The organism is Nonomuraea sp. NPDC001831 (genome assembly GCF_042892035.1).
GTDB lineage: Bacteria > Actinomycetota > Actinomycetes > Streptosporangiales > Streptosporangiaceae > Nonomuraea.
Genome location: NZ_JBIATU010000007.1, coordinates 299,377 through 318,227, shown reverse-complemented (window position 1 = coordinate 318,227; position 18,851 = coordinate 299,377). Strand labels below are relative to the sequence as shown.

The window sequence follows — 18,851 nt, the reverse complement described above, 5'->3', positions numbered from 1 at the left end:
TGAAGCAGATGAAAATATATGCATGCGAATCATTAAGAGCAGGAAGCCCGAGACCCGTTCCACCTCGTACCTGAAGGTCCTCGCCGAGCAGGCCCGCGAGCAGCGCAACCGGTACCAGAAGACCCGCTCTGCGTGAGCCCCCGCCACCTCGCCCTAGCCGTCGGCCTCGCGGCCGTGTGGGGCTTCAACTTCGTCGTCATGCAGGTCGGCCTGAAGCACTTCCCTCCCCTGTTGTACGCGGGGATCAGGTTCACCCTGGCGGCGTTCCCCGCCCTGCTGATCGTGGGGCGGCCAGGAGTCCCGTGGCGCTGGGTCGCCGGGGTGGCGGCCACTCTCGGAGTGGGTCAGTTCGGCCTGTTGCTGGTGGGCATGCGAGCGGGCATGCCGGCCGGACTGACCTCTCTCGTCCTGCAGATGCAGGCGTTGTTCACCGTGCTGTTCGCGGTGACGCTGCTCGGCGAGCGGCTCACCGCCCGCCGCGTCCTCGGCCTGGCGGTCGCCTTCTGCGGCCTGGCCCTGGTGGCGTTCGACTTCGGGGTGTCCGGCCCGCTGGGCGCGTTCGCCCTGTGCGTGGCCGCCGCCGCGGCCTGGGGGCTCGGCAACGTGGTCCAGCGCAGGGCCGCGCCGCCGGACTCGCTGCGGTTCATGGTCTGGGTGAGCGCCTTCTCGGCGCCGCCCCTCCTGCTGCTGTCGTTGCTGGTCGAGGGGCCGCCGGTGCTGGCCGCCCCCGCCGAGGGCTGGTTGTCGCTGGCCTACGTGGCCTTCGTCTCGACGCTCGGCGGGTTCGGCGTGTGGGGCTGGCTGCTGCGCCGGTACGACGCCTCGACCGTGGCGCCGTACACGCTGCTGGTGCCGGTGTTCGGCATGTCGTCGGCCGCGCTGGCGGCCGGCGAGCCCCTCTCCTGGACCGAGGTCCTGGCCGCGGCCCTCATCGTCGCCGGCGTGCTGTACGCCGGCACCAGGCCGCGCCGCGTTACAGAACCGCCGCGGCCGCCTTCGCCGCTGCCGGCAGGGCCTCGCCGATCCGGTTGAGCGCCTCGTCGTCGTGCGAGGCCGACAGGAACCACGCCTCGTACGCCGACGGCGGCAGGTAGACGCCCTGGTCGAGCATCGCGTGGAAGAACGCGGTGAAGGCCGCCGTGTTCTGCGCCTTGGCCTGGTCGAAGTTGCTGACCTCGCCCTCGGCGAAGAAGATCGAGAACAGGCTGCCGGCACGCTGCAACCGGTGGGGCACGCCCGCCTTCGCCAGCGCGTCGGCCGCCGCGTCGCCCACCGCTAGCGCGGCGGCGTCGATGCGCGCGTAGGCGTCGGCGTCGAGGGCGCGCAGGGTCGCCAGGCCGGCGGCGCAGGCCAGCGGATTGCCGGACAGCGTGCCCGCCTGGTAGACCGGGCCCTCCGGAGCCAGGAAGGCCATCACGTCGGCCCGGCCGCCGAACGCCGCCGCGGGCAGGCCGCCGCCCATGACCTTGCCGAACGTCATCAGGTCGGCGTCGACCGGGTCGAGGCCGTACCAGCCGGCCGACGAGACGCGGAAGCCGGTCAGCACCTCGTCGACGATGAGCAGCGCGCCGTTGGCCGTGCACAGCTCGCGCAGCCGGGCGTTGAACCCGTCGCGCGGCGGGACGACGCCCATGTTCGCCGGGCACGCCTCGGTGATCACGCAGGCCACCTCGGCGGCCGCGAACGCCTCCGTCACCGCCTGGATGTCGTTGTACGGCAGCACGATCGTGTCGGCCGCCGACGCCCCGGTCACCCCGGGCGTGTCCGGCAGCCCGAACGTCACCACGCCCGACCCGGCCGAGGCCAGCAGGGCGTCGACGTGCCCGTGGTAGCAGCCGGCGAACTTGATCACCTTGGACCGCCCGGTGAAGCCGCGCGCCAGGCGCACCGCGCTCATCGTCGCCTCGGTGCCGGAGCTGACCAGGCGCACCTTCTCGACCGGCGCCATCCGGGAGACGATCTCCTCGGCCAGCTCGACCTCGCCCGGCGTGGCGGTGCCGTAGGAGAAGCCGTGCGCGACCGCGCCCGAGACGGCCTCGACGACCGCGGGATGCCGGTGGCCCAGGATCATCGGGCCCCAGGAGCAGACCAGGTCGACGTAGCGGTTGCCGTCGACGTCGGTGATGTACGGCCCCTGGCCCGAGGCCATGAAACGCGGCGTGCCGCCCACCGCGCCGAACGCGCGCACGGGCGAGTTGACGCCGCCGGGCACCACTTCCCTGGCGCGGGTGAAAAGACCTTCGGAGTTCTGTGTACGGCTCACCCGACCCAGGTTAGTCCCGCAGGTCCGTGCCCCCGCCGCGGGGCGTGCTCAGTCGGCGAGCCATTCCAGGATGCGCAGCGGGTCGGGCAGCGGACGGCCGTCGGGGGGCCGCAGCCAGGAGACCGGCTGGCCCGAGGGCAGCATCGAGGGCGGCGCGAGCACGTAGCTGTCGCGGCAGTGCCAGCGCAGGCCCGGCGTGTCGTCGATGGTGGCCGGGTCGCAGTCGAGCTGGCAGGACCACCACTCGTCCTCGTCCTCGGGGTTGCCGCGGGTGGCCACATAAAACAAGACCCGGTCGCCTTGAGCGGCGACCGGGCCTGGGTGGGCTCCGGCGGCGTCGATCCGGGTGAGGGCCGACAGGCCGGCGGCGAGCGGTACGTCGAACACGTCGAACACGCGCCCTGTGGGCAGGATCACGCCGGCCTCCGGCTCGCTCTCCCACCAGCGGGTGAGCAGCGTCGTGTCCGTCGTGGCCTGCATGTGCCAGGCGGGCGAGAGCGGATGGGCGCCGGGGTCGGGACAGCCGACGCGGTCGCACGAACACGCGCGCGGGCCGTGCCGCAGCGGATAGGCACCCGGCACGACGGGCCAGCCCAGGGACGCGTACTCCAGCACGGAATCGATGCGTGTCGGGCGCGACCGCTTTCTGGTACGCCGAGCCAGTGGTACCCCCACCATGGTGTCTCCCGTCGAGTCAGCGCCTGAGGAGGTCCCGGCTCCGGGCCGTTCGCACACCGCGGGACACACCAGCACTTGTCATCGCACTCTAACGCACACGCCTCAGGAGTTGACGGGAAACCCCTTGGTTAGAGCTGGCGCGCCACTTCCGTCGCCCAGTACGTGAGGATCATGTCGGCGCCGGCGCGCTTGATGGCGACCAGCGACTCCATGATCGTCCGGTCGCGGTCGATCCAGCCGTTGGCCGCCGCCGCCTCGACCATCGCGTACTCGCCGCTCACCTGGTAGGCCGCCACCGGCACGTCGACCGCGTCGCGCACCCGGGTGATGACGTCGAGGTAGGCCAGCGCCGGCTTGACCATGACGGCGTCGGCGCCCTCGGCCAGGTCGAGCCTGACCTCGCGCAGCGCCTCCTCCAGCGGACCGGCCGGGTCCTGCTGGTGGGTGCTGCGGTCGCCGAACTGCGGCGCGCACTCGGCGGCCTCGCGGAACGGGCCGAAGAAGGCGGAGGCGTACTTGACGGAGTAGGACAGGATCGGGACGTCGGCGTGGCCGGCCCCGTCGAGCGCGGCGCGGATGGCGCCGACCTGGCCGTCCATCATGCCGCTCGGCGCGATCATCTGGGAGCCGGCGGCGGCCTGGGCCAGCGCGATGGAGGCGTAACGCTCAAGCGTGGCGTCGTTGTCCACCTCGCCGGACGGGGTCAGGATCCCGCAGTGGCCGTGGTCGGTGAACTCGTCGAGGCAGGTGTCGGCCATGACCACGAGGGCGTCGCCGACCTCGGCGGTCACCTCGCGCAGCGCGACCTGGAGGATGCCGTCGGGATCGTCGGCCGCCGACCCGGTCGCGTCCTTGACCGCGGGGATGCCGAACAGGATCAGGCCGCCCACGCCCGCCTCGGCCGCGTCGTGCGCGGCCTTGCGCAGCGAGTCGCGGGTGTGCTGGGACACGCCCGGCATGGACGCCACCGGCTGCGGCGCGTCGATGCCCTCCTTGACGAACATCGGCAGGATCAGGTCCGCGGCGTGCAGCCGCGTGCCCGACACCATCCGGCGCAGCGCCTGGCTGCGACGCAGGCGCCGGGGACGTGCGACGGGGTACTGGGCGCTCACTTGGCTCTCCTCCTGGCGCCACGGCGGTTCTGGGAGGGCCTGCGCGGGCTGTCACCCGCGGCCACGGCCGCCTGGCGCTGCTTGGCACCGAACTCGGCCAGCGCTGCGGCCAGGGCTGATGCGGATGGCTTGTCGGACATGACGTCGACCCGGAGGCCGAACTCCTCGGCCGTCTTGGCCGTCTGCGGGCCGATCACCGCGATCACGGTGACGTTGTGCGGCTTGCCCGCGATGCCGACCAGGTTGCGCACGGTGGAGGACGAGGTGAACAGCACGGCGTCGAAGCCGCCGCCCTTGATCGCCTCGCGGATGGGCGCGGGCGGCGGCGCGGCGCGCACCGTCCGGTACGCCGTCACGTCGTCGCACTCCCAGCCCAGCTCGGTGAGCCCGGCCACCAGCGTGTCGGTCGAGATGTCGGCCCGGGGCAGCAACACCCGGTTGATCGGGTCGAGCATCGAGTCGTAGGGCGGCCACTCGGCCACGAGCCCTTCGGAGGACTGCTCGCCCGAGGGCAGCAGGTCAGGCTTGACGCCGAACTCGACCAGGGCCCGCGAGGTGGCCTCGCCCACGGCGGCCACCTTGAGCCCGGCGAAGGCCCGCGCGTCGAGCCCGTACTCCTCGAACTTCTCGCGCACCGCCTTGACGGCGTTGGCGCTGGTGAAGGCCACCCACTCGTAGCGGCCGGTGACCAGGCCCTTGATGGCGCGGTCCATCTGCTGCGGCGTGCGCGGCGGCTCGACCGAGATGGTCGGCACCTCCTCGGGCACCGCGCCGTAGGCCACGAGCTGCTCGGACAGGCTGCGGGACTGCTCCTTCGTCCGCGGCACCAGCACCCGCCAGCCGAACAGCGGCTTGGTCTCGAACCACGACAGCCGTTCGCGCTGCCCCACGGCCTCGCCGACCACGATCAGCGCGGGCTCGGTGAACCCGGCGTGCTTCAGGTCGGCCTGCAGCCGGCCGAGCGAGGACACGACGGTGTACTGCTCGGTGGTGGTGCCGCCGCTGCTGACGGCGACCGGCGTGGTGTCGGGCTTGCCGCCGGCGATCAGCGCCTTGCCGATGGCGACGGCCTCGGCGATGCCGTTGTAGATCACCAGCGTGCCGCGGGTGGCGGCGTGGGACGACCAGTCCTGCTCCTGAGCGGCGTCGACGACGCGGAACTCGGGCACGGCCGTGGCCGCCGGGATGCCGGCGTAGGTGAGCACCGCGGTCGCGGGCGGCACGCCGGGCACGATCTCGAAGTCCACCTCCGCCGCCACGCAGGCCGCGACCTCGTCGTCGATCGAGGAGAACAACATGGGGTCGCCCGCGCACAGGCGCACCACGAGCTGCCCGGCCTTGGCCCGCTGGACGTAGTCGCCCTCGGCGACCTCGACGCCCTCACGGCAGTGCTTGAGCAGCGGGCCGGACTGCTCGTCGTCGAGCACGACGGCGTCCGCCTTGCCGAGAAGTTCGGCGGCGCGGAGCGTCAGCAGGTTGGGGTCACCGGGACCCGCCCCCACGAAGGCGACGAAACCGGAGGTTGGACTATCGGAGCTCAATGGGATTGCTCCCCCATCAATCTGTCGGCCCCTTCGGCGATCATCTCGGCCGCCAGGAGGCGGCCCAGCTGTGCAGCCTCCGAAGGAGAACCGGCGGCGGACTTGCGGACCGCTTCGCGGCCGTCGATGGAGACGACCACTGCGGTCAGGTTCAGAGTGTGCCCGTGATCGGCCGCGAAAGCACCCACGGGTGCGGCGCAGCCCGCTTCCAGGGCGGACAGCACGGCGCGTTCGGCGGTCACCGCGCTGCGTGTGCGCGGGTCGTCGAGCACGGACAGGATCTCGATGAGGTCGGCGCGCGCGGCCAGGCACTCCACGGCGAGCGCGCCCTGGCCGGGGGCCGGCAGCAGCTCCTCGACCTCGAAGATCTGCGCGATCTCGCCGGCGCGGCCGAGCCTGGTGAGCCCGGCGCTGGCCAGCACGACGGCGTCGAGCTCGCCCGCGGCGATCTTGCCGATGCGCGTGTCGGCGTTGCCGCGGATCGGCACGTACTCCAGGTCGGGGCGGAGCGCGCTCAGCATGGCGACGCGGCGCGGCGAGCCCGTGCCGACCCTGGCCCCGGCGGGCAGGTCGGCGAACTTGTGCGAGCCGACCAGCGCGTCGCGGTGGTCGTGGCGCTCGGGCAGCGCGGCCAGCGTGAAGCGCGGGTCCTGCTTGGTCGGCAGGTCCTTCAGCGAGTGGACGGCGAAGTCGATCTCGCCCTCGACCAGCTTGTCGCGCAACGCGCTGACGAACACGCCGGTGCCGCCGAGCTGCGCCAGGTGCGCCTTGGTCACGTCGCCGAAGGTCGTCACGCCCACCAGCTCGACCGGGCGCCCGGTGCGCGCGGTGAGGGCGTCGGCCACCATCTGGGACTGCGTGGTCGCCAGCATGCTGCGGCGGGTGCCCAACCGCAGGTTCACAGCTCCACCTCCCTCACGGCCGCGGGCATCTTCGGATCGAGATTGAACAACTCACGCAGGGCTTCCGCATAATGATCGCCCCCTGGACCGGCGGCGAGCTGCTTGACACGCACAGTCGGCTCGTGAAGCAGTTTGTCAACGACCCTCTGCACGGTCATGGCGATTTCGTCCCTGGCCTTGTCGTCGAGATCGGGCATGCGCATCATCAGGCGGCCCAGCTCGGACTCCACCACGCCCGCCGCCTTGCTGCGCAGCGCCACCACGGTAGGGGTGACGCGGGCCGCGCGGGCGGCGTCGAGGTAGGCGTTCAGCTCCTCGGCCACGAGCGCGCGCACGGACTCGACGGCGTCGCCGCCGCGCGCGCCGACGCCGGACTCCTGGATCGTCTCCAGGTCGACCAGCGTGACGCCGGGCACCTCGCGCACGGCCGGGTCGATGTCGTGCGGCAGCGCCAGGTCGAGCAGGAACACGCCCCTGGTCAGCATGTCGGGGGTGATGACGTGCCGCCCGGCGCCGGTGCAGGTGATGACGACGTCGGCGCCCGCCAGCTCCTCGCGCACGGCGGCGAACGCGACGGCCCGGCCGCCGACCGATTCGGCCAGCCGCGCGCCCCGCTCGTACGTGCGGTTGGCCACGACGATGTCGGTGACCCCGGCGCGCTGGAGCGTGACGGCGGCCAGCGAGCTCATCGAGCCCGCGCCCACCACCAGCGCGCGCCGCCCGGCCAGGTCGCCGGCGAGCGCCAGGCCCGCCGAGACCAGCGAAGGGCCCGCCTGGTCGATGCCGGTGTCGGTGTGGGCGCGCTTGCCGACGCGCAGGGCCTGCTGCGTCAGCTCGTTGAGGGTCGCGCCGACCGTGCCGTGCTTCTGGGCGAGCTTGAGCGCCTGGCGGACCTGGCCCAGGATCTGGCCCTCGCCGACGGCCATGGAGTCGAGGCCGCACACCATCGAGAACAGGTGCTCGACGGCCCGCTCCTCGTAGTGCACGTAGAGATGCGGGGTCAGCTCGTCGGCCGGCACGCCGGAGTGGACGGCCAGCAGCCCGCTGATCGAGGTGACCGCGGCGTGGAAGCGGTCGACCGTGACGTAGATCTCGACCCTGTTGCAGGTCGAGATCACCATGGCCTCCGCGACGCTGGTGTCCTGCTGCACGTCGTGCAGCAGCTTGACCAGCGCGTCACCGGTCACCGAGACGCGTTCGAGAAGCGCCACCGGAGCGGTCCGGTGGCTGAGTCCGATCGCCAGAACACTCATTGACCGTCCACCGCCATGAGTGGCCCTCCAGCTTTGCGTTGCTCGTGGAACGCGAGAATCTGCAGTTCGATTGACAAGTCGACCTTCCGGACGTCGACGGTGTCCGGAACGGTGAGAACGACTGGGGCGAAGTTCAGGATGCTGGTCACGCCCACGGCGACAACACGATCGCACACTTCCTGCGCCGCTGCCGCCGGTGTCGCCAGTACCACGATCGAGACTCCACGCCGCTTGATGACGGCTTCCAGTTCGTCGATGTGCTCCACATTCAACCCCGCGATGGTGTCGCCCACGACTTCGGGGTCGGCGTCGAAGAGCGCGGCCACGCGGAAGCCCCTGGAGACGAAGCCGCCGTAGTTCGCCAGGGCGCGGCCGAGGTTGCCGACCCCGACGATCGCGACCGCCCAGTCCTGGGTCAGGCCGAGTTCGCGGGAGATCTGGTAGACGAGGTACTCCACCTCGTAGCCTACGCCGCGGGTGCCGTACGAGCCGAGGTGCGAGAGATCCTTGCGGAGCTTGGCCGAGTTCACGCCCGCGGCCACGGCCAGGTCCTCCGAGCTCACGGTCGCGACGCCGCGCTCCGCCATCCCGTGCAGCGCCCGCAGGTACAGCGGAAGCCTGGCGACCGTCGCCTCGGGGATGCCGCGGTCACGGGACTGGGACGTGCTCTTCACGTGCCGGAGCTCCAGGGAACGGGCGGTGGGGACCGCTGAACGGATTAGAACCGTCTTTCAGGTTAATCCCTTTGTGAACCGATGCACAAAGTAGGGGCGCTACCGTTGGTGACATGCATCGCATCACCTTGCTCGGCAAACCCGGCTGCCACCTCTGTGACGACGCCCGCGCGGTCATCGCCAGGGTGGCCGGAGAGCTGGGCGTGCCGTGGGAGGAGGTCAGCATCGACTCCTCCGAGGAGCTCAGGGAGAAGTACTGGGAGATGATCCCGGTGACGCTGATCGACGGCGTGCAGCACGACTTCTGGCGGGTCGACGAGGCCCGCCTGCGCGCCGCCCTCGCCTAGAACATGACGGTCAGAACATGACGGTGGGCAGCGGCACCACCTTCGCGGCGTTGACGTTGAGCTCGATGACGTTGGTGGCCAGCACCATCGCCTGACGCTCGTTGAGGAACCGCTCGACGTGCGGCTGCCGCTGGTGGTCGCGGTAGGCGACCTCGTCGCGGTAGAGCTCGTAGACGATGCGCTGCAGCGGGGCCGACTTGACGGCGTGGCAGGCGTAGACGAGCGTGTCGGGCTCGCCGCGGCGCACGGCCTCGACGGTGGCCTCGGCCAGGCGGTCGAACGCGTCGCCGGCGCCGTCCATGATGGTGAAGACGGTGAGCAGGCCGTAGATGCTGGGTGAGGGCCTGCCGCCCGCCTGCTGGGGCTGCGGCGGGGTGAACAGCTCGGCGCCCGGGTAGACCACGCCGGTGCCGGGCATCGCGTAGTCGGGCCGGGGGGGCTGGGCGTCCATGCGCGGGGAGGTGTCCATGCGCGGGGGCGGGGAGCCGTTCATGATGTAGCCGGTCGCGGGGCCCGAGTCGGGCGCGGCCCCCATCCGGGCGGCGTGGTCGACCTGCTGGTCGCCCGCCCGGTATTCGGCCACCAGGTCGCCCAGGCCGGGCGAGCGGCGCGGGGCCGCCACAGGGGGCGCCACGGGGGGCGCCACGGGAGGCGGCACGGCGGCCGGCACGGGCTCGGGCGCGGCCCTGCGGCCCGGCCGGCGCTCCACGTCGTCGTGCTGCGGCGCCTCCAGGTCGTCCTCGTCGTCCTCGTACGGCGCCAGCGGGCGCAGCACGGTGTACCAGATCGCCGCCGCGCCCACCGCGAGCAGCGCGGTGGTGAACAGCGGCGGCACCGAGAACCGCATGGCCCCGACCAGGGCGATGCTCGACGGCGCGATGACCAGGACCGCGTGGAGGTTGTCGGTGTCGTACTCGTCGCCGCCGCGCCACTTGAGCCCGGCCACCACCACGCACGCCAGCAGGACGACCACGTCGATCGTGTGCACGCCGATGAGCAGCTTGTCCGGGATGAGCCCCCACATGGAAGAGCCGGACGGCAGCGCCTTGCCCAGGTCGGTGGACCTGAGCGGGTCGAAGGTCAGGATCGCGACGGAGACGACGGTGAGCGCGATGCCGAACAACCAGGCCAGGAACCTCGGCGGCACCTTGTCGGACAGCAGCTGGATGAGGCCCACGGCCAGCCAGAGCGGCGCCAGCAGCGACCCGGTCACCTGGTAGAGGCGGAAGGTGACCGGCCCGAACCCCAGGACGTAACCGACGCCGATCGCGGCCAGCGACAGGCACAGGGCGCCGGCTGCAACGGTCCAGGCGATCAACCAGCCCTCGGGCTCGTCGCGCAGCCGCCTGATCAGGGCTCCGGTCGCGACGGCGGCGAGGAGCGCACCGGCAAGGGCTATGACAGCAACGAGGATCTCCATGGTGACTCCAATGCTGCCGGACGATGCCTCCCGGCCGGTAGCCGAAGAGGAAACAGGCGCTCCATGAGGGGCTTCGCCGCAGGCTGTGGGGTATGCGCCTATACGGTATAGGGCGATTACTCGTAGCCAGGCCAGCAGGCGCGGATTGTGGAATTTCCAGTTGATTTCTAGAGTATTCGAGCACGCCGCACCCCTTACCCCTAGGGATACCGGATGCCTGATTCGTGGCCGTTCGCCGGGCTGCTTGCTCCAGCGGTCGCTGGACCTGCCCGGACGGGCGAGCTTGGCGTGCGCGAAGAAGTGCCCGACGACATCCGTACGCTGGTGCTGCACGCCAAGAACGGATGCACGGACTCCTTTGGCACGCTCTACGACCGCTACGTGGACCTCGTCTACCGCTACATCTACTTCCGGGTCGGCTCCCACCAGCTCGCCGAGGACCTGACCAGCGAGACCTTCCTGCGCGCGCTGCGCAGGATCGGCGACTTCACCTGGCAGGGCCGCGACTTCGGCGCCTGGCTCGTCACCATCGCCAGGAACCTGGTGGCCGACCACTTCAAGTCCGGCCGCTACCGACTGGAGATCCCGACGGGAGAGCTGATCGACGTGCCGCTCGAAGGCGCGCACATCCCGGAGAACGCGGTGGTCACGGCCATCATCAACGACCGGGTGCTGCGCGCCGTCCGCGATCTCAATCCCGACCAGCAGGAATGCGTGGTGCTGCGCTTCCTGCACGGCCTCTCGCTCGCGGAAACCGCGTTGATCATGGGGAAGAAGAGTGGAGCGATCAAAGCGCTGCAGTTTCGGGCCATTCGAACGCTCGCCAGGGCACTCAAGCACGACCTGGCGTAACCTCTCCCACCCGCACCTCGTTAGGCCAGTTGTCACGGCTGGATCCCTCAGGGAGCTGTCATGAGTAGGGCGCGCAGGCGGCGGGAGCTCGTCATCGAGCGTCTCACGGAGCTGCACGGCCCGTCTCTGGGCGGCGGACCCGGGGCGGCCTTCCGCGAGCGCCTGCGCGAGGACCTGGTCTCCGGCCGCCTGCTGCTGACGGCCCCCGACGAGGAGCGCGCGCCGGGCCCGGCCGTTCCGGCCGTGCGCCGGCGACGCCGTCCGCTGTTGTCCCAGGTCGCCACGCTGGGTCTGGCGGGGGCGATGATGGTGGCGTCCTTCGCCACCTACCAGGCGGTCCCCGGTGACACGCTCTACCCGCTCAAGCGGGCCGCGGAGAGCACCCTCGTGCACCTGAGCACCGACGACGCCCAGCGCGGCGAGCGCGAGCTGGCCTCGGCCGAGACCCGCGCCAAGGAGGTCGCCAGCCTGCTCGGCTCGTCCACCGACAGCCCGCTGGTCGGCCAGACGCTCAAGGACATGGAGGACTCCACCCGCTCCGGGATCAGCCGGCTGACGCGTACGCAGCCCCGCTCGTCCAAGATCAAGAAGTTCGCCCAGAAGCAGCGGGAGACGGTCGAGCCGATGCTGGACCACCTCAACGAGGCACAGAAGGGACAGGCCGCCGGCTACCTCGACTACATCGAGGGGCTCGTGGCACCGGCTAGGTAAGCTGAACCGCATGTGGCGGCTAATGCGACGACGACACGAGGTTGAGGCCGAGGCCGCCGGCGAGGCCGCGGCGCGGGCGGCGGTCACCGTCGCGCCGGCCGAGCCGGTCGAGCCGGACCTGGAGGCGGCGGCCTTCTTCGACGTCGACAACACCATGATGCGCGGCGCGTCCATCTACCACTTCGCCCGCGGGCTGGCCACGCGCGGCATGTTCACCACGTCCGATCTGCTGAAGTTCGCCGTCGGCCAGGCCGTGTTCCGGTTGCGCGGCAACGAGAACCCCGAGCACATCGCGGTCGCCCGGGAGACCGCGCTCGCCTTCGTCGCGGGCGCCAAGGTCGACGACGTCGTCCGCCTCGGCGAAGAGATCTACGACGAGGTCATGGCCGACCGCATCTGGGGCGGCACCCGCGCGCTCGCGCAGAGCCACCTCGACGCCGGCCAGCGGGTCTGGCTCGTCACGGCCACGCCCGTCGAGCTGGCCCGGGTCATCGCCCAGCGGCTCGGCCTCACCGGCGCGCTCGGCACGGTCGCCGAGACCGCCGGCGGCGTCTACACCGGCCACCTGGTGGGCGACCTGCTGCACGGCCCGGCCAAGGCGGAGGCGGTGCGCGCGCTGGCCCGCCGCGAAGGGCTCGACCTGACCCGCTGCACGGCCTACAGCGACTCGGCCAACGACCTGCCGATGTTGTCGCTGGTCGGCAGCGCGGTGGCGATCAACCCCGACAGCGAGCTGCGCGAGCACGCCAGGAAGCACGACTGGCCGGTCAAGGACTTCCGCACCGGCCGCAAGGCCACCATGACCGCCCTGCCGATCGCGGCCGGGGTCGGCGCGATCGCGGGCGGCGTGGCGGCCGGCATCGCCCTGCGCAGGCACTACCGCTCCCACTGACCGCCCGCCCACGAGGCCGCCGACGAGGCCGCCCGCGCGCGCCCGGCGGCGTGGACGGCTCCTTGACGTCCACGGCCGGGCGCGCGCCGGCGCCGGTCATCGCAGGCGTTCGAACAGCTTCCTGGCGTCCGGTTGCAGCCATTCGATCCGGTTGGGATCGTCCTGGGCCGGTTTCCAGGGCACGGTGACGAACGTCACCTTCGTCGCGGACGTGGCCCTGGCCAGCTCGACCATGGCCTCCAGGCTCAGGTCCGTCCTGACCGACTTGCGCACCTCGCCGAGGAAGCCGCGCAGCCGGGCCGGGTCGGCGGCCGCGCTCCTCGCCTTCTTCAGCATCGCCAGCAGCAGGATCTGCTGCCGCTTGATCCGCTGGATGTCCGAGCCGTCGCCGTAGCGGCGCAGCCGGGCGTAGCCGAGGGCGGCCTCGCCGTTCAGGGTGACCTTGCCGGCGGGCAGTCTCAGCTTCGCCGCCTTGTCGTCCACGGGGGACCTGAGCGTGATCTGCACGCCGCCGAGGGCGTCCACCATGCCCTTGAAGCCGGCGAAGTCGACCTCGACCGTGTGGTCGATGCGGACGTCGGTCAGCTTCTCCAGCGTCTTGACCAGACAGGACGCGCCGCCGGTGTTGTACGCCGAGTTGACCATGTCCTTCCGCGCCGGGTCGGACCCGCACGACGGGATCTGCACGATCGAGTCGCGCGGCACGCTGACCCCGACGGCCTGGCCGCGGTCGGCGGGCACGTGCACGAGCAGGATGGTGTCGGAGCGCCTGCCGCCCTTGTCGGGCGTCCTGGCCAGGTGGGGCCCGTACTTGGCGTTGCCCGGCCCGTCGCGCGTGTCGGAGCCGATCACCAGGATGTTGCGGGCGCCACTCATGTCGACCGGCCGCGCGCCCGTCGACGGACCGGCCACGGTGTTGCCGTTGACCAGCATGGTCGGCACCGCGACGGCCGCGGCCGTGCCCACGGCGACCAGGCCGGCCGTCCAGTAGGCGTTCCATCTGCGCCGCGGGCGCTCCCGCAGCAGGCGGTCGCGCTGGCGGGCGAGCGTCGGGGGCGGCTCGTGCTCCAGTTCCCCGCCGAGGTCGCGGAGCATCCGCAGGTCGTCCATGGTCACTCCTCCTCCAGCATGGGGTTGGTGTCGCCGAGCGCGGCCCGTACCTTCCGCCTGCCCCTGTTGAGGCGGGAGCGCACGGTTCCGATCGGGATGCCGAGCGCCCGGGCGACCTCTTCGTAGGTGAGGTCGCCCCAGGCGATCAGCAGCAGGACGTCCCGGTCCTTGGCGGGCAGCGCGGCCAGCGCGCCCGCCAGGCGGGGACGGGCGGCCTGCGCCGTGACCCCCGCCGCGACGCGGTCGGCGGGCGACTCCACGTGCTGGTCGAGGGGGGCCCGCAGGAACGCCCGGTACCGCGCCGCCTCCTTGCGGTGGTGGCGGGAGATGAGCTTGGTGAGGATGCCGAAGAGCCACGGCCTGGCGTCGGGGCAGGACAGGTCGTAGCTCTTGCGGCGGGAGAACGCGACGAGGAACGTCTCGCCGACGAGGTCCTCGGCCGGCTCAGGGCCGAGGCGTTTGGAGACGTACCGGTAGAGCATGGCGGAGTAGCGGTCGAACAGTTCGGCGAACGCCTCCGGCTCGGTCAGGGAGGCGCTCACGAGCTCCGAGTCCGCCCCCCTGGTGGCGGGTTGCGTGATCATCTCCGCCCTTCTGTGGAGAATCGGTCACGGATGTCTTGCCACAACCCGCCAAGAGGGTTCAGATCTCCTTCAGGAACCCGCCGTCCACGGCGATGTCGGCGCCCGTCGTGCTGCCCGAGCGCGGCGAGACCAGCAGGGCGACCATGTCGGCGATCTCCTGCGGGCTCACCAGGCGTCCGGTGGCCAGCTTCATCATGCCGGGGGCGACCTGGGCGATGACGTCCTCCTTCGAGGCCCCGGCCATCCCGGCGATGACGTCGGCGGCGCCGCCGTCCTTGGTCCACCAGTCGGTCAGCACCGGGCCGGGCGAGATCGTGTTCACCCGGACGCCCTGCGGGCCGTACTCCTCCGAGACGGCCTTGCTCACGTGGTTCATGGCGGCCTTGGCCGCGCCGTAGTCCACGTTCATGGCCCCCGGCTGGCGGGCCGAGCCGGAGGAGATGTTCACGATCGAGCCGCCGCCGCGCTCCACCATGAGGGGCACGGCCGCGCGGATCATGCGTACGGCCGCGAACAGGTTGAACTCGAACATGGCCTGCCAGTCGTCGTCGCCCGGGGCCATGAACCCGACCCGGGGCAGCGTCACGCCGGGGGGCGGCCCGCCGGCGTTGTTGACCAGGATGTCCACCCCGCCGAACTCCTCGACGGCGCGGGCGATCACCCGGGCGGGCGCCTGCGGGTCCATCAGGTCGACCGCGACGTGCGTCACCTTGGCGTCGGGCGCGGTCCGCGAGGCCGCCACGACGTGCACGCCCTCCTCCGCCAGGGTGCGCGCGACGGCCAGGCCGATGCCCTTGGACGCGCCGGTGACGACGGCCACACGGCCGGAAAGCTGGAGATCCATCGAAGAGGTTCCTCTCGGGTGTCAGTGACTACACCCGCGAGAACACCGGCCGGGCGCGACCGGTTGCACCCTTCACAGGAACGACGGTCACAGGAACGGCGGTCACAGGAACGGCGGTCACAGGAACGGCGGTCACAGGAACGGCGGGAAGGCCGGCCCCCTGCGCAGCCGCAACTCGTTGAGCATCTGCTGGACGACCTCCCGCACGTGGTCGGTCAGGTTGAACACCAGCATCGGGTCGTCGGCCGCGGCGGGCTCGTACTCGTCGGTGCGGATCGGCTCGCCGAACTGAATCATCCACTTGGACGGCAGCGGCACCAGCCCGAGCGGCCCGAGCAGCGGGAAGAACGGCGTGATCGGCACGTAGGGGACGCCGAGCATGCGGGCCAGGAACTTCAGGTCGCCGATCTTCGGGTAGATCTCCTCGGCCCCCACGATGGCCGTGGGCACGATGGGCACGCCCGCGCGGATCGCCGAGGCCACGAAACCGCCCCGGCCGAACCGCTGCAGCTTGTAGCGCTCGGAGAACGGCTTCCCGACGCCCTTGAAGCCCTCGGGGAACACGCCGACGAGCTCGCCCTTGCGCAGCAGCCGGTCGGCGTCCTCGGGGCAGGCCAGCGTGTGGCCGGTCTTGCGGGACAGGTGACCGAGCAGCGGGAGCTGGTAGACCAGGTCGGCCCCGAGCAGGCGGACGGCCCGGCCCGCCTCGTCGTGCAGGGCGACCTGCATCATGAGCGCGTCGACCGGCAGCGTGCCGGAGTGGTTGGCCACCACCAGAGCGCCGCCCTCGGCGGGCACGTTCTTCAGCTCGGCCGTCTCGACCCTGAACCAGCGGTGGTAGAGCGGTCTGATCAGCTCGAGGAGCACCTTGTCGGTCAGCTCGGGGTCGTAGCCGAACTCGTCGACCTCGTACTCGCCGGTGATGCGCCGGCGGACGAACGCCAGCAGCCGCGCCAGCGGGTCGGGCTCCTCGTAGGACGGCGCGGCACTGATCGGGATCACCCGGCCCTCCTCCTCGTGCGGCACGCTCACGGACGCACACCTCCGAACGGGTGCATACCCCGTGAACGCACGAAGTCGTCGAAGGCCGCCGCGGTGGTGTACTTGGGCCGCCAGCCCAGCTCGGCCTCCAGCCTGGCGGTGTCGACCGCCCGGCCGTAGCTCATCAGCCGCAGCTGCTCGGGCGAGTACTCGACGAGGCCGAGCCTGCGCACGGTGTTGCCGAGCGTGCGGAAGACGGGCGCGAACAGCGGCAACGACGCCCGCCCGGCCCGCCGCGCGCACTGCGACAGCAGCAACACGCCTGCCCCGGCCACGTTGAACGTGCCGGGGTGGTCTTCGTTCGCCATCCTGCGCAGCACCTCGACCGCGTCGTCCTCGTGGACGAACTGCAACCGCGGGTCGAAGCCGAACACCGTCGGCAGGACGGGCTGGGTGAAGTACCGCGTGAGCGGCGAGTCGACGCCAGGACCCATGAAGTTGGCGAAGCGCAGCAACGACACCGTCACGTCGGGGCGGCGGCGCGCGAAACCGCGCACGTAGCCCTCGACCTCCGCCGCGTCCTTGGCGTAGCCGTGGACCGGGCCGACGTGCGGCTCCAGGTCCTCGGTGAACACCGCGGGATCGCGCGGGGACGAGCCGTAGACGGCGGTGGTGGAGCGCACCACCACGCGCCGCACGGTCGACGACCGCTGGCAGGCACCGAGCAGTTGCATGGTGCCTATGACGTTGTGCTCCTTCATGGCAGCCCTGCCGTCGCCCTTGGACGGGGCGCTGACCAGGCTCATGTGCACAACGGTGTCGATGTCCGCGGCCGCGATCACCTCAGCGATGTCGGGGCTGCGCAGATCGACCCGGACGAACTCCGTCCGGCCCAGAGTGATGCCGCCGTCCCGCGTCAGCGAGGGGGGCGGCACGGTGTCCACTCCGATGACGCGGCTGATCTCCGGGTCAGCCGCGAGGACGCTCGCCACCCGGGCGCCTATGTGGCGCGAGACCCCGGTGACAAGCACGGTGTGGGTCATCAGCGCCTCGCAGCTGCGTCGGTTACTTCTTGTTGCGCCGCTGGATGCGCGTCTTCTTGAGCAGCTTGCGGTGCTTCTTCTTGGCCATCCGCTTGCGGCGCTTCTTGATCACAGAGCCCACGGGACCCCCAGGTACTGATAGCAAGTCTGAATCGATGTGCGAGCGCACACCGGGTCACAGACTACCGGCGATCCGAGGTAGATCGCCCCTTGGGGGGTGAGAGCCCGGCCTCGTGGTGCGCAGGCCGGGCTTCTCCCGCGACCGAATTCACGGCGCGTTCGGGCGCGCCGCTACTTCAACCTGCCTCGATGTAGGCCTCCCGCAGATAGTCGTGGACCGCCTGCTCGGGCACTCTGAACGACCGGCCAACTCGGATGGCCGGCAGCTCACCTGAGTGGACGAGCCGGTACACCGTCATCTTGGACACCCTCATGACCGTCGCGACTTCAGCCACGGTCAGGAACTTCACCTCGCTGAGAGGTCTTTCGCCTGCACCCATCGGACGCCTCTTCCGCACGTGTTTCCGGGTTATCCCCACTGGTGCCATTGCTCACGCACGTGTACTGCCGTCAGCGTAAGTCGGGACTCCGGGTGCGCAAACCCCCTATTTTCTCAGTCCGCGGAGCCACCTGTCAGCCGGACCAGTAAAGTCGCTGGTTAGCAGCCGGGCCGAGCACCTCGCCTGGACCTTGGAACTGTCCAAGTTGCCACACATAAGAGTCGCCCAAGCCCCATCAAAAGTTGGCAAAGGGACAGCGAGCCTCTTGGAATGCAGGCGCGAAAAGACGGTATGGGGAGGGCCGTTTTCGACTCAAAGGGCTCGTGAGACCAGAGTGACCAACCGCTCGGTCAGCGGAGCGTAATAGCGGGGTAGCACATTGTCGTCGAGTGGCACGACGACGTCGATCTTTCCCTCGGCCTCGCCGAGGAACAGGCCGGGGTCGTTGCTGTCGGCGAAGGCCACCGTCGGCACGCCCGCCTCGCCCGCCGCCCCCGCCCAGCCGTGGTCGGCGATCACCAGGTCGGGCAGCTCGCCTTCGAGCTCGTCGAGCATGTGCCGCATCGGGGCCGAGTCGTGGGTGTGCACGAAGCCGCCGCGGTCGTCGAGCATGGCGACGTCCTGGAGGTAGCGCAGGCGGCGCGGGCGGCCGAAGCCGGAGCCGGCGTACGTCCAGCCCTCGGCCGGGGTGAGCAGGGTCGCGCCGCGCTCGACGGCGAACCTGGCCAGCGGCAGGTGGACGGCGAGCAGCCCGGTCGGGTGGCCGGTGGCGAACAACACCCGCGGGGACGGCCGCGACAACACCGACGCGATGCGGGCCGCCATGGCGTCGATCGCGTCGATCGTCAGGTCGGGGTCGATGGTGTCCTGGCCCCGGCGGTGGCCGGGATCGGCGACCACGCCGGCCGACTTGGCCATCAGGTCGAGGACGTCCCGGAAGCTCCACGGCTGCTCGAACGTCAGGCCGAGCATGTAGTACGGGTCGCGGTTGGCCAGCGAGCTGTAGTGGTCGAGGTTGTTCTCGCGCGACGTCGCGACGTCACCGGCGATGCGGCTGTGGATCAGGTGTCGGCGGAGTTCGTCGCGGCTCAGCACAGGTCTTCCTCATCAGGGGCATCGAGGGCCGTCAGGCGTCCTCGGGGCG

The 18,851-nt window shown here is 71.1% G+C and carries 21 protein-coding genes; 5 read left to right on the top strand and 16 right to left on the bottom strand.

Annotation, left to right across the window (positions count from 1 at the left end):
• The first annotated feature begins 132 nt into the window (after positions 1 to 132).
• Positions 133 to 1,032, top strand: a complete 900-nt coding sequence (locus ACFYYW_RS24650) for an EamA family transporter (protein WP_387651798.1) — start codon at positions 133 to 135, stop codon at positions 1,030 to 1,032.
• Here ACFYYW_RS24650 and hemL read toward each other — a convergent pair.
• From hemL to ACFYYW_RS24615, 7 genes are all read right to left on the bottom strand, one after another.
• Positions 974 to 2,263, bottom strand: coding sequence for a glutamate-1-semialdehyde 2,1-aminomutase (gene hemL, locus ACFYYW_RS24645; RefSeq protein WP_387651795.1), 1,290 nt, complete (start codon positions 2,261 to 2,263; stop codon positions 974 to 976). The two genes, ACFYYW_RS24650 and hemL, sit on opposite strands and share 59 nt — an antisense overlap.
• A gap of 48 nt (positions 2,264 to 2,311) precedes the next feature.
• On the bottom strand, positions 2,312 to 2,941 hold the full coding sequence (locus tag ACFYYW_RS24640) for a bifunctional DNA primase/polymerase (RefSeq protein WP_352322531.1): 630 nt from the start codon (positions 2,939 to 2,941) through the stop codon (positions 2,312 to 2,314).
• Between the two features lie 128 nt (positions 2,942 to 3,069).
• Positions 3,070 to 4,053, bottom strand: a complete 984-nt coding sequence (gene hemB, locus ACFYYW_RS24635; protein ID WP_387651791.1) for a porphobilinogen synthase — start codon at positions 4,051 to 4,053, stop codon at positions 3,070 to 3,072.
• Positions 4,050 to 5,555: a bifunctional uroporphyrinogen-III C-methyltransferase/uroporphyrinogen-III synthase gene (locus tag ACFYYW_RS24630; protein WP_352322533.1), complete on the bottom strand. Its 1,506-nt coding sequence runs from the start codon at positions 5,553 to 5,555 to the stop codon at positions 4,050 to 4,052. Before ACFYYW_RS24630 ends, hemB begins: the two co-directional genes overlap by 4 nt.
• 35 nt (positions 5,556 to 5,590) lie before the next feature.
• Positions 5,591 to 6,496, bottom strand: coding sequence for a hydroxymethylbilane synthase (hemC, locus tag ACFYYW_RS24625; protein ID WP_387651788.1), 906 nt, complete (start codon positions 6,494 to 6,496; stop codon positions 5,591 to 5,593).
• Positions 6,493 to 7,749, bottom strand: a complete 1,257-nt coding sequence (locus ACFYYW_RS24620; protein WP_352322535.1) for a glutamyl-tRNA reductase — start codon at positions 7,747 to 7,749, stop codon at positions 6,493 to 6,495. The genes hemC and ACFYYW_RS24620 overlap by 4 nt, the downstream gene beginning before the upstream one ends.
• A complete protein-coding gene (locus tag ACFYYW_RS24615) occupies positions 7,746 to 8,423 on the bottom strand; it encodes a redox-sensing transcriptional repressor Rex (protein WP_352322536.1) in 678 nt (225 codons plus the stop codon). Before ACFYYW_RS24615 ends, ACFYYW_RS24620 begins: the two co-directional genes overlap by 4 nt.
• 113 nt (positions 8,424 to 8,536) lie before the next feature.
• Here ACFYYW_RS24615 and ACFYYW_RS24610 point away from each other — a divergent pair, with 113 nt between their 5' ends.
• A complete protein-coding gene (locus ACFYYW_RS24610) occupies positions 8,537 to 8,770 on the top strand; it encodes a glutaredoxin family protein (protein WP_352322537.1) in 234 nt (77 codons plus the stop codon).
• A 10-nt stretch (positions 8,771 to 8,780) separates the two neighbouring features.
• Here the strand turns inward: ACFYYW_RS24610 and ACFYYW_RS24605 are convergent, their stop codons facing one another.
• Entirely contained in the window at positions 8,781 to 10,190 is a 1,410-nt protein-coding gene (locus ACFYYW_RS24605; protein WP_364415917.1) for an antibiotic biosynthesis monooxygenase, read from the bottom strand.
• Between the two features lie 288 nt (positions 10,191 to 10,478).
• Between ACFYYW_RS24605 and ACFYYW_RS24600 the strand changes: the two genes are divergently transcribed.
• Genes ACFYYW_RS24600 through ACFYYW_RS24590 form a run of 3 tightly spaced genes read left to right on the top strand, consistent with a single transcriptional unit; the run spans position 10,479 to position 12,645 of the window.
• Positions 10,479 to 11,042 carry a sigma-70 family RNA polymerase sigma factor gene (locus tag ACFYYW_RS24600; protein ID WP_352322539.1) on the top strand — a complete coding sequence of 188 codons (564 nt, stop codon included), beginning with the start codon at positions 10,479 to 10,481 and terminating at the stop codon, positions 11,040 to 11,042.
• Between the two features lie 60 nt (positions 11,043 to 11,102).
• Positions 11,103 to 11,753: a DUF5667 domain-containing protein gene (locus tag ACFYYW_RS24595; protein ID WP_387651783.1), complete on the top strand. Its 651-nt coding sequence runs from the start codon at positions 11,103 to 11,105 to the stop codon at positions 11,751 to 11,753.
• A gap of 22 nt (positions 11,754 to 11,775) precedes the next feature.
• The gene (locus ACFYYW_RS24590) at positions 11,776 to 12,645 is read left to right on the top strand and encodes an HAD-IB family hydrolase (RefSeq protein ID WP_364388508.1); all 870 of its coding nucleotides are present in this window, start codon (positions 11,776 to 11,778) and stop codon (positions 12,643 to 12,645) included.
• 96 nt (positions 12,646 to 12,741) lie between these two features.
• Here ACFYYW_RS24590 and ACFYYW_RS24585 read toward each other — a convergent pair whose 3' ends face one another.
• The 8 genes from ACFYYW_RS24585 to ACFYYW_RS24550 form a co-directional block, all read right to left on the bottom strand.
• Positions 12,742 to 13,755, bottom strand: a complete 1,014-nt coding sequence (locus ACFYYW_RS24585; protein ID WP_387651780.1) for an LCP family protein — start codon at positions 13,753 to 13,755, stop codon at positions 12,742 to 12,744.
• 2 nt (positions 13,756 to 13,757) lie between these two features.
• Entirely contained in the window at positions 13,758 to 14,339 is a 582-nt protein-coding gene (locus ACFYYW_RS24580) for a sigma-70 family RNA polymerase sigma factor (RefSeq protein WP_352325268.1), read from the bottom strand.
• A 58-nt stretch (positions 14,340 to 14,397) separates the two neighbouring features.
• Complete coding sequence (locus tag ACFYYW_RS24575; protein WP_358290313.1) at positions 14,398 to 15,183, bottom strand: SDR family NAD(P)-dependent oxidoreductase; 786 nt, start codon at positions 15,181 to 15,183, stop codon at positions 14,398 to 14,400.
• Positions 15,184 to 15,315: 132 nt separating this feature from the next.
• Positions 15,316 to 16,185 carry a lysophospholipid acyltransferase family protein gene (locus tag ACFYYW_RS24570; RefSeq protein WP_387652036.1) on the bottom strand — a complete coding sequence of 290 codons (870 nt, stop codon included), beginning with the start codon at positions 16,183 to 16,185 and terminating at the stop codon, positions 15,316 to 15,318.
• A gap of 26 nt (positions 16,186 to 16,211) precedes the next feature.
• Positions 16,212 to 17,207 (bottom strand): NAD-dependent epimerase/dehydratase family protein, encoded by a 996-nt coding sequence (locus ACFYYW_RS24565; RefSeq protein WP_352325265.1) that lies wholly within the window; start codon positions 17,205 to 17,207, stop codon positions 16,212 to 16,214.
• 22 nt (positions 17,208 to 17,229) lie between these two features.
• Positions 17,230 to 17,328, bottom strand: coding sequence for a 30S ribosomal protein bS22 (locus tag ACFYYW_RS24560; RefSeq protein ID WP_018654693.1), 99 nt, complete (start codon positions 17,326 to 17,328; stop codon positions 17,230 to 17,232).
• A gap of 175 nt (positions 17,329 to 17,503) precedes the next feature.
• Positions 17,504 to 17,707, bottom strand: a complete 204-nt coding sequence (locus ACFYYW_RS24555; RefSeq protein ID WP_026214222.1) for a helix-turn-helix domain-containing protein — start codon at positions 17,705 to 17,707, stop codon at positions 17,504 to 17,506.
• 312 nt (positions 17,708 to 18,019) lie between these two features.
• Entirely contained in the window at positions 18,020 to 18,802 is a 783-nt protein-coding gene (locus ACFYYW_RS24550) for a phosphatase (protein WP_364415913.1), read from the bottom strand.
• Between the last annotated feature and the right edge of the window lie 49 nt (positions 18,803 to 18,851).

Coding starts and splice junctions, on each gene's coding strand:
- ACFYYW_RS24580 (WP_352325268.1), bottom strand. CDS start 14,339: ATGATCACGCAACCCGCCACCAGGGGGGCGGACTCGGAGCTCGTGAGC.
- ACFYYW_RS24610 (WP_352322537.1), top strand. CDS start 8,537: ATGCATCGCATCACCTTGCTCGGCAAACCCGGCTGCCACCTCTGTGAC.
- ACFYYW_RS24605 (WP_364415917.1), bottom strand. CDS start 10,190: ATGGAGATCCTCGTTGCTGTCATAGCCCTTGCCGGTGCGCTCCTCGCC.
- ACFYYW_RS24575 (WP_358290313.1), bottom strand. CDS start 15,183: ATGGATCTCCAGCTTTCCGGCCGTGTGGCCGTCGTCACCGGCGCGTCC.
- ACFYYW_RS24640 (WP_352322531.1), bottom strand. CDS start 2,941: ATGGTGGGGGTACCACTGGCTCGGCGTACCAGAAAGCGGTCGCGCCCG.
- ACFYYW_RS24590 (WP_364388508.1), top strand. CDS start 11,776: ATGCGACGACGACACGAGGTTGAGGCCGAGGCCGCCGGCGAGGCCGCG.
- ACFYYW_RS24620 (WP_352322535.1), bottom strand. CDS start 7,749: ATGAGTGTTCTGGCGATCGGACTCAGCCACCGGACCGCTCCGGTGGCG.
- ACFYYW_RS24595 (WP_387651783.1), top strand. CDS start 11,103: ATGAGTAGGGCGCGCAGGCGGCGGGAGCTCGTCATCGAGCGTCTCACG.
- ACFYYW_RS24555 (WP_026214222.1), bottom strand. CDS start 17,707: ATGGGTGCAGGCGAAAGACCTCTCAGCGAGGTGAAGTTCCTGACCGTG.
- ACFYYW_RS24565 (WP_352325265.1), bottom strand. CDS start 17,207: ATGACCCACACCGTGCTTGTCACCGGGGTCTCGCGCCACATAGGCGCC.
- ACFYYW_RS24585 (WP_387651780.1), bottom strand. CDS start 13,755: ATGGACGACCTGCGGATGCTCCGCGACCTCGGCGGGGAACTGGAGCAC.